Raw genomic sequence first — 16,718 nt, 5'->3', positions numbered from 1 at the left:
TTAGCGTATCTGATCGGGATGAATCGCCGGGAACGTATCGGCGATTCATCCGGTTTAACGTGTGGACACTAGCGCTGCTTATACACCTCGCGCAGATGCGTCGTAGAAGACGGGTGTGGCACATAGCCTTTCACGTCCTTACGCAACACCACAGAATCGATCATCTGCGACACCGGAATAATGGCCGGGAACAGTGCTTCATAACGATTCTGCACGTTGATATACATCTGCTTTTGTTTCTGAGGATCTTTCTCCAACAGCGCCTGATCGATCATGTCGTTCAGCGGTTTGTCGTAGAAAGACGTGCGCCAGCCCTGGAAGTTAGTCAGTTTGGCTTCGTCGCTGTTATCCGGGTTATAGACAACAGAACGCAGGCTGGAGTGAGGATGCGGATCGACGCCGCCGCCGCCACGGCCGACGAGCATGTCGAATTTACGATCGCGCATCGCGCCGTAAACCTGATTACCGGTACCGGAGATAATTTTGGCTTTGATGCCCGCCTGTGCCAGCGTGGACTGTACCGATGTCGCCAGATTCAGGAACGGCTGGTCGGACAGAACACGCAGCGTGGTTTCAAATCCATTTGGGTAGCCCGCTTCGGCCAGCAGCGCTTTAGCGCGCGGCACGTCCAGCTTGTAGCCAGGATCCGGCAACGTCGCATCCATCCCTTTCTGGATGGGGCGCTGATGATAGAAACCGTAGCCGGGCATGACCGTTTTATTAACGCCATCGTAATCAATCAGGTAACGAACTGCTTCGCGCACTTTTGGTTTCGCGAAGTATTCATTCTTCAGGCTCATGGCAACGTAGTACAGCGTGCCTTTTTTCACCTCATCAACCACAACGTCTTTATCTTGTTTTAGCGCATTGATATCGGGCACCGACATCCCAGAGGCCACGTCAATGTCGCCTTTTTCAATCATCAGGCGCAGCGCCTGTGATTCGGTCATGTGGCGAAAAATCACGCGCCGCATTTTCGCATCACCCTGCCAGTTATTCTCCACTTTGCTGATACGTAGCACGTCTTTCGCCTGCCACACGTCCAGCTTGAACGGGCCAGAACCGGCTTCGTTCGTGGTCAGCCAGCCGTTACCCCAGTCACCGTTTTTCTCGTGCTTCATGACAGTTTTGCTGTCCAGCACGGAACCGCTTCCCAATGTTGCCAGTGAGTAGATCACCAACTTAGGGTCGTTCGGTTTCGGTAACTCGATTTCAACGGTGTGGTCGTCTTTGGCTCGGATCATTTTCTCCACGTTTTCCGCCGTGAAACCGTAGGATTTCCACGTGGTGGCCTGTGCCATGTTGAGGTTGAGCAGACGCTTCATCGACCAGGCAAAATCTTGCGCCGTCACGGGGTTGCCGGAGTGGAATTTAGCGTTATCCACCAGATTGAAGGTAATGACCTTACCGTCATCACTGACGATCCAGCTTTTCGCCAGAGAAGGCAGAATGTTGCTCAGGTTGGCGGGGTCCAGCACCACCAGCGAATCATAGAGGTTGACGATAATGCCCACCACCTCGTTACCGGTCATGGCGGCCGGATCGAGTGAGAGCATGTTGTTCATATTCATCCCGACAATCAGCTGATCGTCAGGCGTCTTTGCCAATAGAATGGCCGGCGTGGCGGCCATGCAGAGTGAACCTAACAGCAGGGTACGGAGTATTGCTCGTGCTTTCATAATTCTTCTCCAGGTGTGGAAGCATGGAAGACGACAACTTTTTATTTTTAGGTAAGGCTATCTTTCAGATCGAACCAAAAACGATTCATATAAAACAAAAGCTATTCTTTGCTCAGGCTGTGCTCCTCAATCCAGTCAAAATTGATATCTTCTCCCAGCCCCGGACGTTGCGGCAGGTGCACAAAACCTTCATCATCCATAGGATCGACAATGGAATTCAGATAAGCGGCAGGTTCGTCATAATCGAGGAAGGGATGCAACAGACCGCGCTCATACCAGCGGCAGTTTTTGATCGCCCCAACGACGTTGAGGTTCGGCGCACCGTTACCGTGTATTTCACAATCCATCCCGAAGGATTCCGCCAGGCTTGCGACCTTCAGACATGGCCATAACCCTCCCACGCCTTGCACGCCCGCGCGTAAAATGTCGCAGGCACCTTCTTTAACCCAATCGGCGCGACTGAAGTATTTACCTGACAGGCTTTCTGGACCGATGACATCGATATCCAGACTCTTGGTCAGCCAGCTGTAGGACGCCATGCTCTGCTCTTCCATCGGTTCTTCAAACCAAGTGAAATCGAGCTTTTGCAGTTCACGACCGATATACAGCGCATCGCTGCGGCTATACCAGTGGTAACCATCCAGCATCAGGCAGATGTCTGGGCCGACCGCTTCACGCACCGCCGCACAGGCTTTCACATCCATTTTCGGGCTAGGCGCGAACGACACCGGAGGCATCCAGGTGTGCAACTTAATTGCTTTATAGCCGCGCTGCACCAGCTTTTCTGCAAACTGGCCGTATTCCTCTGGCGTAGATAACCCACCTTCCAGCTCATCGCCACACATGGTGCTACCGTAGGCAGGGACTTTTTCACGATAGCCGCCGAGCAGTTTGTGCACCGGCATGTTCAGTACGCGGCCTTGCAGATCCCACAGTGCGGATTCCACAATCGACAGCGCGCGATCGGTCAGTTGGTTGGCACTACCGCGTTGCCAGTGCACCAGATCCTGCCAGAGACGTTCACGGTCGAATGGGTTCTGCCCAATCAGTACTTTGCGGAAGAAAGCGTTAACGATATGAGGACGAATCACTTCCGGCGGCGCGAAAGCGTAACCTTGTTGGCCATCATCTGCCGTGATGGTTAACAGCGCCATCTTGGCCTGATTCTCGGCTCCCGGGTGTGAATGACCCGCACTGTCGGAAACCCGGCGTGTGGGATAAGTAAAGACGGTGACATCTATTGATTCTATTTTCACGTTGTTACCTGCCTTGATGTTTAACACAACTCATGTACAAGATTTGCGAATGTAAGCCATGTAAATAATTAAAGAATAACGCCACTGACTGTGTTGAGACGGGTAGATAAAAAGCGCAGATATCTCTCTGGTACGACCTGATAAGTCGATCAATGTCACATAATAGAAATGGCGTGCTAATTTAAAAAAAATGGTGTTTTATTTTCAATTATTAAGGTTGTTACGCGGTTAGTCATTAGGCAATTTCTTTCATATGAAGAAATTATGTCGCGGATAACTGTGCAAACGCACATAAAGTTGTGAGCATTATCACCAGAAAATCTCATATCCTTATTAAATAAATGGATAATCACGCCATTTTATTTTTGAGCGTGTAGGCAGGTAAAATAATTAATGGGAGTGAAAATTATGCTGATAGCTAATTGGTTAACGTCGTTCAGGCCAACGCCACCGAGCGTTACCTTGCTCGCGCCCATCAGTTGCCGGAACTACACCAGTTGGTCAAACGTGTGAAGAACATTGCCGCAGGCGCGGCGCTGATGATGGAAACCAAAGTCAGCAGCGAAGTGATTAGCGGTGATGCCAATTTGCTGGCAAACCCACCGCGGGAAGCACGTATGCACCAACATCTGCTGGCGTTCGGCCCGATACCATTCGAAAACCCGATTCCAGACGATGAGTTCTCGCCTATCCCACAGTGATAAGACGCGAATTCAAAGAGATGGGAAAGTGACAATACACCGTCAGGAGATGCCCTCCTGACGGTGATTAAGACTCACGGGCGGGCAACAAAACCCACGGCGTCGTAGACTCTCTTCAGCGTTTCCTGTGCGCGAGCGCTGGCTTTTTCCGCGCCTTCACGCATGATCTGTTGCAGGAATGCCTCATCGTTACGGAAGCGGTGATAGCGTTCTTGCAGTTCAGACAGCATACCGGATACGGCATCCGCCACCGCGCCTTTCAGGTGACCATACATTTGGCCGTTGAATTCTTGCTCCAGCTCGGGAATAGATTTTCCCGTCACGCCGGACAGAATATCCAACAGGTTCGATACCCCAGCTTTATTCGCCACATCATAGCGAACGACTGGCGGCTCGTCGGAATCGGTTACCGCACGTTTGATCTTCTTCACCACCGACTTCGGATCTTCCAGCAACCCGATAACGTTATTGCGGTTATCGTCAGACTTGGACATCTTCTTGGTCGGTTCCAGCAGCGACATCACGCGGGCACCCGATTTCGGAATGAACGGCTCTGGCACTTTGAAAATGTCGCCATACAGGCTGTTAAAGCGCTGACCAATGTCACGGCTCAGTTCCAGATGCTGCTTCTGATCTTCACCCACCGGCACCTGATTCGTCTGGTACAGCAGTATATCCGCCGCCATCAGCACCGGATAATCGAACAGGCCAGCATTGATGTTCTCTTCATAACGCGCGGATTTATCCTTGAATTGCGTCATGCGGCTCAGTTCGCCGAAATACGCGTAGCAGTTCAGTATCCAGCTCAGTTGGCTGTGCTCAGGCACGTGGGACTGAACAAAAATGGTGCTCTTTTTCGGATCGATGCCACAGGCCAGATAGAGCGCCAGCGTATCCAACGTCGCTTTTCTCAGCGCCTGCGGATCCTGACGTACCGTGATGGCATGCAGATCCACGATGCAATAGATGCAGTCGTATTCGTCCTGCATGTTGACCCACTGACGTAACGCCCCCATGTAGTTACCAATGGTCAATTCACCAGACGGCTGCGCACCGCTAAATACAATGGGCTTGCTCATACTAAGGGTTCCTGATTGTGTGAAGAAGAATGCCCGATCAGGGGCAAAATATCGGCAAAACGATCCAGAACGACATCCGGCTGGTTCAGTTCGATCGCTTCACCATAGTTATAGCCATACGTCATACCGACGCTACGACAGCCCGCCGCCTGTGCCGCCTGAATATCGTTGCGGGAATCGCCGACGAACAGGAGTTCGCTGGCACGTAGCCCCAACTTACCGAGTACCAGATAGAGCGGCGCAGGATGCGGCTTTTTCACCATGACGTCATCGCCACCGATGATCAGCGAAAAATAGTCGCCGATCCCGAGGCCTGCCAGCAACGGCGCAACGAACGGCGTGGGTTTATTGGTCACCACCGCCATCGGAACGCCCTGCTGCGCCAACTGCGCCAGCGTCTCTTTTACCTGCGGAAACAGCGTACTGCCACTATCCACCGTCTGTGCATAATAAACATCGAACCGCTCACGGGTTTCCTGCAAGCGCGCCGCCGTTGGCTCAACGCCAGCCCAGCGCAGCGCACGTTCGACCATGACATCCGCGCCGTTACCAATCCAGGTTGCGACGCGGGCTTCACCCGCCGCAGGTAACGATTGCGCCACTAACGCCTGATCGATCGCCGCCGCCAGACCCGGCGCACTGTGGATCAGCGTGCCGTCCAAATCAAAAGCCAAGCCGCGAACTGCGGTTAATTCAGTCATGTGTCGTCCTTGAAATTTCATTACGCATTTGATCAATGATGGCACGGTAATCTGGATGACCAAAAATAGCCGATCCCGCCACAAACATATCCGCACCTGCTTCTGCAATCGCGCCGATATTCTCCACTTTCACGCCGCCATCGACTTCCAGTCGAATGTCGTAACCGCTGTCGTCGATCAAGCGACGCACCTGACGTAATTTATCCAACGTGCCGGGAATAAAGGATTGTCCGCCAAATCCAGGGTTAACCGACATCAGCAGAATGATATCCAGCTTATCCATGACGTAGTCGAGATAGCTTAATGGCGTCGCAGGATTAAACACCAACCCGGCTTTGCAGCCGTGATCTTTGATCAGTTGGAGCGAACGATCGAGGTGATCGGTGGCTTCGGGATGAAAGGTAATGAAACTGGCGCCCGCATTGGCAAAATCGGGGATGATACGATCGACGGGTTTCACCATCAGGTGAACGTCAATCGGCGCGGTAATGCCGTAATCGCGCAGGGATTTCAGCACCAGCGGGCCAATCGTCAAATTTGGCACATAGTGGTTATCCATGACATCAAAATGGACCACATCCGCCCCGGCAGCCAATACGTTAGCGGTATCTTCACCAAGACGGGCAAAATCAGCCGACAAAATGGACGGCGCGATTAAAAACGGTTTCATTCATTTCTCCAAACGGTAAAGTCTGAATGCCTGCGGGTAACCTGTTCCCGGCCAGGCGTCTTTCACGCCATTGACCGATTCACTACGCTCTGTTTACCCCACCTTGTATACAAAACGGTATCACCGATAGAGGGCTAATAACTCATTTACTTTACTACGCCCTAAAATATTACGGCTAATTGTTCGACGCGCTTTAACCACATACAGCACGGCTTCCTGATACCACTCACGGGTAAGCAACGTGTCATGATTGGAAATCAGTACCGGAATCTGGCTTTCTACCGACAAACGGCGCGCCAATTGCGCCAAACTCTGCTGATCGGCACGGCTGAAATTATTGGTGTGATAGGCCGTAAAATTTGCGGTCGCAGACAGCGGCGCATAAGGCGGATCGCAATAGATAACCGATCCCTTCTCTGCTTTTTCCAGCGTGTCTTGATAATGCTCACAGATGAAGGTGGCATTTTGCGCCTTAAAGGCGAACCAGCGAATCTCTTCTTCAGGAAAATAAGGCTTCTTATAGCGCCCGAAAGGAACATTGAATTCACCACGCATGTTGTAGCGGCACAGGCCGTTATAACAATGACGATTCAAATAGAGAAACAGCAGCGCGCGCCGATAGGCGTCGCTGCAAAGGTTAAATTCATCACGCAGCAGATAAAACGTCTCAGCGGTGTTCATCTCTTCCGTAAACAGTTTACGGGCATCGAGAACAAACTCATCGGCATTCGATTTGACGATGTTGTACAGGTTAATCAGGTCGCTATTAATATCGGCCAGTACGTAGCGATCGTATTCCGTATTTAAAAATACGGAACCCGCGCCGACGAAGGGCTCAATAAGACAGTCTCCTGCGGGTAAATAGCGACGAATTTCTTCTACCAGCGGATATTTACCACCAGCCCATTTTAAAAAAGCGCGGTTCTTCTTCATGCCGTCGTTAGTTACTCATACGTTTCAGAGCCGCGGATTGTACTCTGTGTCAGACAGCACATCAGGGCTAAAATTGGTGTTACTTATTCAAGTCCTGCTTCACCTGGCGGATCGGCTTAACCCATGGTTTTTTCGCTTGAACGTCTGCGGGCAAGGTGGCAATCGCCTGTTTTGCTTCTGCAGAAGACGCATAGACTCCGGTCACTAACACATACCAGGATTTTCCATCTCGTTTCGTTTCGTACACCCACGAATGAGTGAGGTTGTTCTGTTTCGCGTAGGCTTTCAGCGTGTCCGCGCGTGAAGCGCTGCTCAGTTGCAGCGTAAAGTGGCTGGCTGGCGCATTCTGTACGGAGACGTTCTGCCCGGCTGCCGGAGCCGCTTTAGCGTTAGCCGCAGGCTTGCTCGCTACCGGCGCTTTTGGTGCGCTGTTCGCCGCAGGCTTGGCGTTATTCGCGTGTGCAGGCGTTGTAGTGTGTGAATTCTTCGCGGATGAGGCCGCTGACGTTTTCCCCGTCGGCGCGACAGTTGCAGGAGCCGTCGGCAGCGTCGAGTTTCCTGTCGCGCCCTGAGAGAATTCGCTCACGCGCCCTTGCTGTTGCGACAGCGCATCGGTGATATTACCCGGCAGTTCGATACGCTGCTGGCCTGCCACTGGCGGCTGAACCTGCGCATCCGTCGGCGTACCGGAAATTGGCGGAGCACTCAATGTCTGAGGCGACGTCGGCATCTGAGAAGACGCCTGCCCGGAAAGTTGACTCTGACTGGCATCGCCGGAAACTGCCGCAGGGCTTTCACCCTGTGAGGAAGGGATTGCGCCCGACGTCATGGAGGACGAGGAAGAAAGATCGATATTTCTCTCGCCGCTCGCTTGATTCTGCGTCTGTGACGTTTGTGGCTGAGAAGGCGCCTGCAAAGCAGAACCGATACCCACGATCAGCAACACCAGCACCACAATCCCGATACCAATCATCAGGTGCTGTCTGGAAAGCGCGATTTTAGGTACCTTGAAGTTGCTGCTTTTTTTCTGACGAGTCGGTCGACGGTCACTGGTATCAGGCTTCAGCTCATCTTCCGGCTTGAACTCATCCATTTAACATCTCCCCACTAAAAAGCTCGAATCCGCCGCGTAGTCGCCAAGGCGAATCATTGAATCGTAACGCATTGTATTTTATTAACCATAACCCATCAGGACGTGTCTGTCGTTAATACTTATCTTTCATAACCGATCGTCTTCCATCACCCGATAGCATCAGGCAAGGCAATCGGCGATTGAGGCCAATACCATGTCATGCGCTACACCGCCACGGACTTCTGATTGGCCAATTGTGGTTGGCAGTACCAGACGTAGCTCACCCGCCAGCACTTTCTTGTCGCGCATCATATGAGGAAGATAGGCTTCAGGTGCCATTTGCGTCGGGCCGTTCACCGGCAGGCCAGCGCGAACCAGCAGAGATTTGACTCGCTCAACATCCTCAACGGAGAACTGCCCGAGGCGACGTGCCGTGTGTGCAGCCATCACCATGCCTGCTGCCACCGCTTCGCCATGAAGCCAGTTACCATAGCCCATTTCCGCTTCAATGGCATGACCGTAAGTATGGCCCAAATTGAGCAGCGCACGCATACCACTTTCACGTTCATCTGCCGCGACCACTGCCGCTTTGATTTCGCAGCAGCGTCGAATGCAGTAAGCCAGCGCGTCATGCTGTAACCCACGCACTGCTTCAATGTTTTCTTCGAGCCAAAGAAAGAAATCGCGATCCAGAATAATGCCGTACTTGATAACTTCCGCCAGCCCGGATGACAATTCCCGTGCCGGTAAAGATTTCAGGCAATCCAGATCGATCACAACCGATACGGGCTGGTAGAACGCCCCGATCATGTTTTTACCTAACGGGTGATTGACGGCGGTTTTACCACCAACGGAGGAGTCTACCTGCGATAACAGCGTTGTCGGCACCTGAATAAACCGGACGCCACGCTGATAACTGGCTGCGGCAAAACCGGCTAAATCGCCGATGACACCGCCACCCAAGGCAACAATCGTCGTATCACGACCATGCGGCTTCGCCAACAGAGCGCTAAAGACCTGATCCAATACGGCCAGCGATTTGTACTGCTCGCCATCAGGCAAAATAACCTGATCGACATGTACGCCGTTGTTTTCCAGCACACCACGAACGTGGTCAAGATACAGAGGGGCCAACGTCTGGTTAGTCACCAGCATGGCCTGCTCCCCCGCTTTCAACGGCATAAAAGAAGCCGAATCATCAAATAACCCGGCGGCTATCGTAATGGGATAACTGCGTTCCCCGAGTGTTACGGTAATTCTTTCCATGCGCGTTAAACAACCCGTTCAGGATCCGCTTAAGGCGGATAAAGGTATGCTCTTAGTTACTTTCCAGCATATTGATAATCTGGTTAGCAACGACCTTGGCACTTTGCTCGTCAGTCCGAATGGTCACGTCAGCGATTTCTTCATAAAGCGGGTTCCGCTCTTTCGCCAGCGCTTCCAATACTTCACGTGGAGGGGTTTCAACCTGAAGTAACGGACGCCTCTTGTCACGCTGCGTGCGGGCCAGCTGTTTCTCGATTGTCGTTTCCAAATAAACGACAACGCCACGCGCGGAAAGACGGTTACGCGTCTCACGTGATTTGACTGAGCCACCGCCTGTCGCCAGCACGATGCCTTGCTTTTCCGTCAATTCATTAATGACTTTCTCTTCACGATCGCGGAAGCCTTCTTCACCTTCCACATCGAATACCCAGCCCACATCAGCTCCAGTGCGTCGCTCAATTTCTTGATCGGAGTCGAAAAACTCCATATTGAGTTGCTGAGCTAACTGACGGCCAATAGTGCTTTTGCCGGCACCCATAGGCCCAACCAGAAAGATATTGCGTTTCTCTGCCATGTTTTTTGGTATTACTAAGACAATTCGTTAATGATAACCCGCCCCGCCAATCAACCCAGCGGCGGGACCTAAACTGAAACCTCATGAGCGATAGTGCGAGAATCAGACAAAAAATTATCTCAAGACTCAGGGTAGTTTGGCAACCGAATAAAATGTCACACCGACCACAGGGGGACAATGCAGTATGTTTTATCGACATTTTCGGTGGAACAACACTTCAGTGCTCAATTCGCTAACCCTTGTAAGCTAAATCCGCCGCAGCGTCAAACGCATAAGCGCGAACGCGACAAAATATTGCGCCCTGTTAGAAAAAAATAACCGTATGGCATCAGTGTACGACTGGGTTTACTCACGATGAGGCGGGTATCAGCGTCGGGGTAATGAAAATGACCAATTCTCGACGCGTGTGCTGCTGAGTATGGTTTCTGAACAGGTGACCAAATACGGGAACCTCACCCAAGAGTGGCACCTGTCTGTCGCTGTTCTTTTTTTGCTGCTGGAAAATGCCACCCAATACGATAGTTTCGCCGTCGGCGACCGTCACCTGAGTTTGGATCTCCTGTTTATCGATCGCTAACGCTTCACCATTGTCACCCTGCTTAATCGTTTGCCCTGGCATGTTTTGGCTGATTTTCAGGTTCAATGTAATGCGTCCGGCCCGCAAAATAGTCGGCGTGACCTCCATTCCGAGCACCGCTTCTTTAAACTCAATGGACGTCGATCCGCTGGCGCCGCTGGAAACCTGATACGGGATTTCCGTACCTTGTTTAATACTGGCGGTCTGCTGATGCGCGGTAAACAGCCGAGGGCTGGCAATAATTTCGACCTGACTTTCCTGTTCCAGCGCCATGAGTTCCAGATCCAGCAGGCGACCATTCAATCGCGCCAAATGGAACCCCGCATTGATTGCTGGCGTATCCACCGGCAGACCAACATTAAAATTATTCAGCCTGAGCGCTTTATTCGCCGCACTTCCTTCCCCCAGCCCCCAGTTAACGCCCAGTTCCTGAAGGTGCTCACTGTTGATGGTGACAATATGTGCCGCCAACTGTACCTGCGCTAAAGGAAGATCGAGCGCCTTCACCCACGGTTCGAGCTGTGCCAGCGCGTCTTCTGTATCGCGAATCAATAACGTATTCATCCGTTTATCCACCGTTACGCTGCCGCGTGCAGAGAGCAGCGTTCCACGCTGAGCCTGAACGCTAGCCGCCACTTCCGTCGCCTCGGCATACTGCAACGCGACAGAGAGATTGTGTAGCGGCAATTTCTGCGCCTGCTCCGCCACACGTTCGTCCTGTTCCTTCAATAAAGACTCAAGGTGCCCGGCAGGGAAAACCAATAGCACATGGCCGCTACGTTCTACGCTGAGCTTCCCCATGCGTAAAACAATATCCAGCGCTTGCTGCCAGGGAACCTCTGACAGCCTCAAGCTCAGATTCCCCGCCACGCCCGGTGCCATCACGACATTAAGTTGCTGATGATCGGCTAACGCCTGTAGCACCCGTGCTATCGGTGCATCCTCAAACGCCATCGATACCGAACTTTCCCCACGGGCATAAGAGGGCGCGACGAGAAAAAGTAGCCCAATCCACACTACTACCTGACATAACATCCTCATGTTCATCACTTTCCTTGTTATTGAGATACGCTGTTGTCAAAAGAAATCGGTCAAAAGAATTCTGGCAAGAAACGAATACGCGATACCAGTCAGACTTCGCCTATTCCTCTGGCTTATTGATAAACGGAGATGCCAGCAGCAGGCTATCCGGCAGGCCATCACAGCCAGCCTCACGTGCGGTAGGGACAAGTTTGGCACCGGATTTATCCAGTTGGCTGACCATCCAATGCCCCGGAGGAATCGTTTCGCCGCTCGCCAGCCTGATCCAGCCAACCTCCGGTTGCGCTAACCAACCAATCCAGCGTTCTCCAGAGCCAATCAGGCCTTTTAGCTGCCACGCGGGTAGCTCCACCACGGAGGGCACACAACGCGTGGTGACCAACGGCTGAAAAGGGTCGATACGTTCTGTGGGCTTTTCTGCCTGAACGCTATGTGGCAAAAATAGCAGCATCAATGTGATACGAAACGAGGCCGGACTCATGGCACACCCTCCGGTCCGATCAACATTAATGCCACCTGAAGTTGTGGTGTTTCCGGCGACGACGCGGTTAAAACCGCATCAGGCTTGATGCTCAACTGTGCAATGCGCAGCACATAAGGCAGCGCAGCCAGTTCACGCAGCACCTGCAACACGCCGGTATAATCTGCGCTAAACGCAAATTGCCAACGTTCCTGATGAGGTTCCCCTGCGTGACGCGGAACTGGCTGCCAGGACAGCAACGAAGCACCAGCCTGTGACAGAGGTTCGACGATAAGCTGCGCCAGTCTGTCAGGCTGGAAAGGTTCGTCTTGCGCGGTTTTCTCCGCTAATTGTTCACGTAGCTCCGACAGCAGCGGCATCACGCCTAGCTTTTGCTGGAGTTCCCATACCGCGAAGCGCGTCTGAGCGGTTTGCTCTTCTATATCGAGCACCACCTGCCGGACTTCGCCGATAAATAACCAGCCGGCTAGCAGCCCGGCAGCGGCGACAAATGCTAACTGAAGGGCTATCTGCTGCCAGAGCGGTTTATTCACCAACCCTGGCCAACTCAGTACAACGTCAACCATGAGCGTTTGATTAATCATGGCCTTCCCCCGGTGAGGAAGTACCCACATCGCGCCAGTTGGCCTGAAAAGAAAAATGCAACCCGGTATTCACACCGCGCTCCCGGGACGTATGTAGTAGTTGAACGCGTTCGACGGAAGCATGGCGCAATAATGCATGCTGTAGCGTAGCGATATCGCGATAGCTTTCACTCACGCCTGAAAGCAACAGATGCGATCCGCGGTCGGCGATTTCCGTTAGCCACAGACGCGCAGGCATCATGCCAGCAATCTGCTCTAGCAAATGGAGATTACGACGATTGTCATGCAGGATTGCGGCCTGCGCCCGTTCTTGTTCCAGATAGCGGCGCAACGCTTCTCGCGCCTGATGCGTTTGTTGATATAGCGCTGTCAGTTGCTGTTGCCGGGCCAGTACCGCATTGAGTACATCCTGCGCCTGTTGCTGCCTGTACTGCCAAAACAGATAACTCGCGACGATAAGGCATAACGTCATCCCTATTTGTAGCCATAACAGCCCTAGCCAGCGACATGCCTGCCGATGCATCCGGATTTTACGCCAGGGTAAAAGATTAATCAGCAGCATAGTCAGACATCCTCAGGGCGCAATGCCAGCCCACCCGCAATCGTAAAAGCCGCAGGAAAACTCGGCAGCGGTGGCTGCATATGGCTAAACACGGTTAACGGCGACCACGGCAGCAATACGTCGGCCTTCTGGTTGGGAAAATCGGGCGAAACGCCAGAGTAATAGGCGATATTATCGATGTTACGTTGATAGCGAGTGCTCACAATCGATAAGATATCAACCTCGTCGTTCAGTTCATCAAGGTGTATAACTCCCGAGTGAAAGGCGTGGTTCAACGGGGATACCCACAGCCAGCCGTCCAACAGGCGATGCAGCAACAGGCGGTTAGCGTCAAGTCCAGCGTACTGCGCCATCATTCGAAGCGCACAGGTTGAAACATCCAGCACATCAGGGTGTAGCCCCGCACGATTCAGACATGCCAGCCATCTATCCATTTCCTGTCGCCGTGCTGCCGTCACCAGCAGTGAACCCTGTTCCTGCGGGTCTTCCCGATAGTCTATCACCAGCGATTCGCTGCTAACCGGCAGCTTACGCGCCGCCATGGCTTCAATATAGAGACTGCGCTCTGGCTCCTGTAAACGCCGGTCAGGCATTGGTAAATGCTGCTGCAAAATCAGTTGTGCAGGAACCGCCACCCGTAGTGAAATGTGCCCAGGCAGCAAACGACGCCATGTGCGCAAGGCCTCACAAAGCGCCTCAGTATGGTGTAGACTACCCGAGCGCAACGTATCGTCTGGTAGCGGACATTGCCACCAGTGACGAAGCTGCCAGCCATTGCGGCGACGCTGAACCGCCAGAGCGCGCATGAAGCCGTTCTGTATATCGACGCCAACCCGCCAGATGTGATAAGCCATGTTCAACCCGATTTCCTTATCCAATAAACATATCCACAGTGCTGGCTTACCTTTATACTAGCGCCCGGTTGTTTATAAACTGTCCAAACGCTACTGAATGGAAAATCCCAGGTGAAGTTCGTAAAGTATCTATTCATCCTTGCAGTCTCTTGCATTCTGCTGGGAGCTGCCTCGATATACGGTTTGTATCGCTATATCGAACCCCAACTGCCCGATGTCGCCACGCTGAAAGACGTTCGGCTACAAACGCCAATGCAGGTTTACAGCGCCGATGGCGAACTGATCGCCCAGTTTGGTGAAAAACGCCGTATCCCGCTCAAGCTGGACCAGATTCCCCCTGAGCTGGTGCATGCCTTTATCGCGACCGAAGACAGCCGCTTCTACGATCACCACGGTGTCGACCCCGTCGGGATTATTCGCGCTGCGTCTATCGCGTTGACGTCTGGTCACGCCTCTCAAGGGGCAAGTACCATTACGCAGCAGCTCGCCAGGAACTTCTTCCTGAGCCCTGAACGCACCCTGATTCGTAAGATCAAGGAAGTGTTTCTGGCTATCCGCATTGAGCAATTGCTGACCAAAAATGAAATCCTTGAGCTCTATCTGAACAAGATTTACCTCGGCTATCGCGCCTATGGCGTTGGCGCGGCGGCACAGGTTTACTTCGGCCGCCCTGTTGACCAGTTGACGCTGAGCGAAATGGCGATGATCGCCGGCTTGCCGAAAGCCCCGTCAACGTTCAACCCGCTCTATTCCTATAACCGTGCCGTTGCCCGCCGCAACGTGGTACTTGCGCGCATGAAGGATGAAAACTACATCACGCAGGCGCAATACGACGCGGCGCGTAACGAAACGCTGGTCGCGAATTATCACGCCCCAGAGATTTCGTTCTCCGCACCGTATGTCGCGGAAATGGCGCGGCAGGAGATGGTGAAACGCTACGGCGAAAATGCATATAACGACGGTTATAAGGTCTACACAACGGTCACCAAAAAATTGCAAACGGCCGCGCAAGATGCCCTACGTAATAACGTGATGGCCTATGACATGCGCCACGGTTACCGCGGCCCGAGCAAAGTGCTGTGGAAAGTAGGTGAAGGCGCCTGGGATCAGGCGAAGATGCTTACCGCGCTGAAAGCGCTGCCGGTCTACGGCCCGCTCTCTCCGGCTATCGTCACCAGCACCACGGCAGACAACGCGATTGCGATCCTGTCTGACGGCAGCAATATTGCTCTGCCAATGGCGGGCATGCGCTGGGCGCGTCCATACCGTTCCGATACGCAGCAAGGGCCAACGCCGAAACGCGTAACGGACGTGGTGCAGACGGGTCAGCAGATTTGGGTACGCAAAGTAAATGATGACTGGTGGCTGGCACAGGTGCCGGACGTCAACTCCGCCATCGTCTCGCTCAACCCGAAAGATGGCGCGATAGAAGCGCTGGTCGGCGGTTTTGACTTTAACCAAAGTAAATTCAACCGTGCGACGCAGGCTTTGCGTCAGATTGGTTCCAACATCAAACCGTTCCTGTATACCGCAGCGATGGACAAAGGGTTAACGCTAGCAACGATTCTGAACGACGTCCCGATCACTCGCTGGGATGCCGGTGCCGGATCTGACTGGCGGCCAAAAAACTCACCGGCAACCTATGATGGCCCAATCCGTCTGCGTCAGGGGCTGGGTCAGTCCAAAAACGTGGTGATGGTACGTGCCATGCGTGCGATGGGTGTGGATTATGCAGCGGATTACCTGCAACGCTTCGGCTTCCCGGCGCAGAATATCGTCCATACCGAATCGCTGGCGCTGGGCGCCGCCTCGTTTACACCGCTACAGGTCGTGCGGGGTTATGCCGTAATGGCAAACGGCGGCTACCTGGTCGATCCCTATCTGATTACCAGAGTAGAGAACGAAGCGGGCGGTACGGTCTTTACAGCGACGCCGAAAGTGGTCTGCGATACCTGTAACTTACCGCTGGTCTACGGTGAAACGCCACGTTCTCCGGTGTTAGCGACCACTAACGTTGAGGACGTCGCCACATCAAACGAAGCACCGCCGCAAGGTCTGCCTCAGCCGGAGTTGGAGCCTGTCACACCAAAGGCGGCACAGCAAAACGCCGCACAGCCCTACGCCCCGCACGTGATCAGCACGCCGCTGGCGTTCCTGATTAAAGACGCGCTGAACAGCAACGTCTTTGGCGAGCCAGGCTGGATGGGCACGGGCTGGCGCGCAGGTCGTGACTTGAAGCGTCGTGATATCGGCGGTAAAACCGGCACAACGAACAGTTCTAAAGACGCCTGGTTCTCCGGCTATGGTCCGAATCTGGTCACCTCTGTCTGGATCGGCTTCGACGATCACCGCCGTGATCTGGGGGCCAGCAGTGCCTCTGGCGTCATCAAAGATCAGATCTCCGGCTATGAGGGCGGGGCGAAATCAGCACAGCCTGCGTGGGATGACTTTATGAAATCCGCGCTGGATGGCGTACCGGAACAGCCGCTGACGCCACCATCTGGCGTCGTCAGCGTGGTCATTGACCGCAGTAGCGGTAAGCTATCCAACGGTGGCGGGAACAGCCGTTCCGAATACTTTATTGACGGGACGCAGCCGAAAGAATATGAAGTACACGAAGTCGGCACCACGCTGATGGATAACGGGCAAAGCGAAGAGCTGTTCTGATATCCGGCATCATGTTCACTG

General features: G+C 53.2%; 16 protein-coding genes. 2 read left to right on the top strand and 14 right to left on the bottom strand.

The features are described 5' to 3' along the window. Positions 1-68 precede the first annotated feature (68 nt). Together ACKQAD_RS02925 and ACKQAD_RS02920 are read right to left on the bottom strand one after the other, a co-directional pair. Positions 69-1,679, bottom strand: coding sequence for an ABC transporter substrate-binding protein (locus ACKQAD_RS02925; protein WP_409158770.1), 1,611 nt, complete (start codon positions 1,677-1,679; stop codon positions 69-71). A 101-nt stretch (positions 1,680-1,780) separates the two neighbouring features. Further along, entirely contained in the window at positions 1,781-2,935 is a 1,155-nt protein-coding gene (locus ACKQAD_RS02920; protein ID WP_409158769.1) for a mandelate racemase family protein, read from the bottom strand. Between the two features lie 422 nt (positions 2,936-3,357). Between ACKQAD_RS02920 and ACKQAD_RS02915 the strand changes: the two genes are divergently transcribed. Further along, positions 3,358-3,636, top strand: a complete 279-nt coding sequence (locus tag ACKQAD_RS02915) for a hypothetical protein (protein ID WP_409158768.1) — start codon at positions 3,358-3,360, stop codon at positions 3,634-3,636. A 74-nt stretch (positions 3,637-3,710) separates the two neighbouring features. On the opposite strand, the gene trpS is transcribed toward ACKQAD_RS02915, so the two are convergent. From trpS to pilM, 12 genes are all read right to left on the bottom strand, one after another. After that, the gene (gene trpS, locus ACKQAD_RS02910; RefSeq protein WP_409158767.1) at positions 3,711-4,715 is read right to left on the bottom strand and encodes a tryptophan--tRNA ligase; all 1,005 of its coding nucleotides are present in this window, start codon (positions 4,713-4,715) and stop codon (positions 3,711-3,713) included. After that, entirely contained in the window at positions 4,712-5,416 is a 705-nt protein-coding gene (locus ACKQAD_RS02905; protein WP_409158766.1) for a phosphoglycolate phosphatase, read from the bottom strand. Before ACKQAD_RS02905 ends, trpS begins: the two co-directional genes overlap by 4 nt. Beyond that, positions 5,409-6,086, bottom strand: a complete 678-nt coding sequence (gene rpe, locus ACKQAD_RS02900; RefSeq protein WP_409158765.1) for a ribulose-phosphate 3-epimerase — start codon at positions 6,084-6,086, stop codon at positions 5,409-5,411. The genes ACKQAD_RS02905 and rpe overlap by 8 nt, the downstream gene beginning before the upstream one ends. Before the next feature lie 120 nt (positions 6,087-6,206). After that, positions 6,207-7,019, bottom strand: a complete 813-nt coding sequence (dam, locus tag ACKQAD_RS02895; protein ID WP_409158764.1) for an adenine-specific DNA-methyltransferase — start codon at positions 7,017-7,019, stop codon at positions 6,207-6,209. A 79-nt stretch (positions 7,020-7,098) separates the two neighbouring features. Beyond that, entirely contained in the window at positions 7,099-8,112 is a 1,014-nt protein-coding gene (locus tag ACKQAD_RS02890; protein ID WP_409158763.1) for an SPOR domain-containing protein, read from the bottom strand. 159 nt (positions 8,113-8,271) lie between these two features. Next, positions 8,272-9,357, bottom strand: coding sequence for a 3-dehydroquinate synthase (gene aroB / locus ACKQAD_RS02885; protein WP_409158762.1), 1,086 nt, complete (start codon positions 9,355-9,357; stop codon positions 8,272-8,274). Between the two features lie 52 nt (positions 9,358-9,409). Then, positions 9,410-9,931, bottom strand: coding sequence for a shikimate kinase AroK (gene aroK, locus ACKQAD_RS02880; protein WP_409158761.1), 522 nt, complete (start codon positions 9,929-9,931; stop codon positions 9,410-9,412). A gap of 349 nt (positions 9,932-10,280) precedes the next feature. Then, positions 10,281-11,555, bottom strand: coding sequence for a DNA uptake porin HofQ (hofQ, locus tag ACKQAD_RS02875; protein WP_409158760.1), 1,275 nt, complete (start codon positions 11,553-11,555; stop codon positions 10,281-10,283). Positions 11,556-11,649: 94 nt separating this feature from the next. After that, on the bottom strand, positions 11,650-12,030 hold the full coding sequence (locus ACKQAD_RS02870) for a HofP DNA utilization family protein (protein WP_409158759.1): 381 nt from the start codon (positions 12,028-12,030) through the stop codon (positions 11,650-11,652). Next, the gene (locus ACKQAD_RS02865; RefSeq protein WP_409158758.1) at positions 12,027-12,614 is read right to left on the bottom strand and encodes a hypothetical protein; all 588 of its coding nucleotides are present in this window, start codon (positions 12,612-12,614) and stop codon (positions 12,027-12,029) included. Before ACKQAD_RS02865 ends, ACKQAD_RS02870 begins: the two co-directional genes overlap by 4 nt. After that, entirely contained in the window at positions 12,607-13,176 is a 570-nt protein-coding gene (locus ACKQAD_RS02860; protein ID WP_409158757.1) for a PilN domain-containing protein, read from the bottom strand. The genes ACKQAD_RS02865 and ACKQAD_RS02860 overlap by 8 nt, the downstream gene beginning before the upstream one ends. Before the next feature lie 2 nt (positions 13,177-13,178). Then, on the bottom strand, positions 13,179-14,030 hold the full coding sequence (gene pilM / locus ACKQAD_RS02855; RefSeq protein WP_409158756.1) for a type IV pilus biogenesis protein PilM: 852 nt from the start codon (positions 14,028-14,030) through the stop codon (positions 13,179-13,181). Positions 14,031-14,141: 111 nt separating this feature from the next. On the opposite strand from pilM, the gene mrcA reads away from it, so the two are divergent. Then, positions 14,142-16,697, top strand: a complete 2,556-nt coding sequence (mrcA, locus tag ACKQAD_RS02850) for a peptidoglycan glycosyltransferase/peptidoglycan DD-transpeptidase MrcA (RefSeq protein ID WP_409158755.1) — start codon at positions 14,142-14,144, stop codon at positions 16,695-16,697. The last annotated feature ends 21 nt before the right edge of the window (positions 16,698-16,718 follow it).

The sequence above is a fragment of the Pectobacterium artocarpous genome (assembly GCF_046159765.1).
Classification (GTDB): domain Bacteria; phylum Pseudomonadota; class Gammaproteobacteria; order Enterobacterales; family Enterobacteriaceae; genus Pectobacterium.
This window is presented reverse-complemented; position numbering and strand designations above follow the sequence as displayed.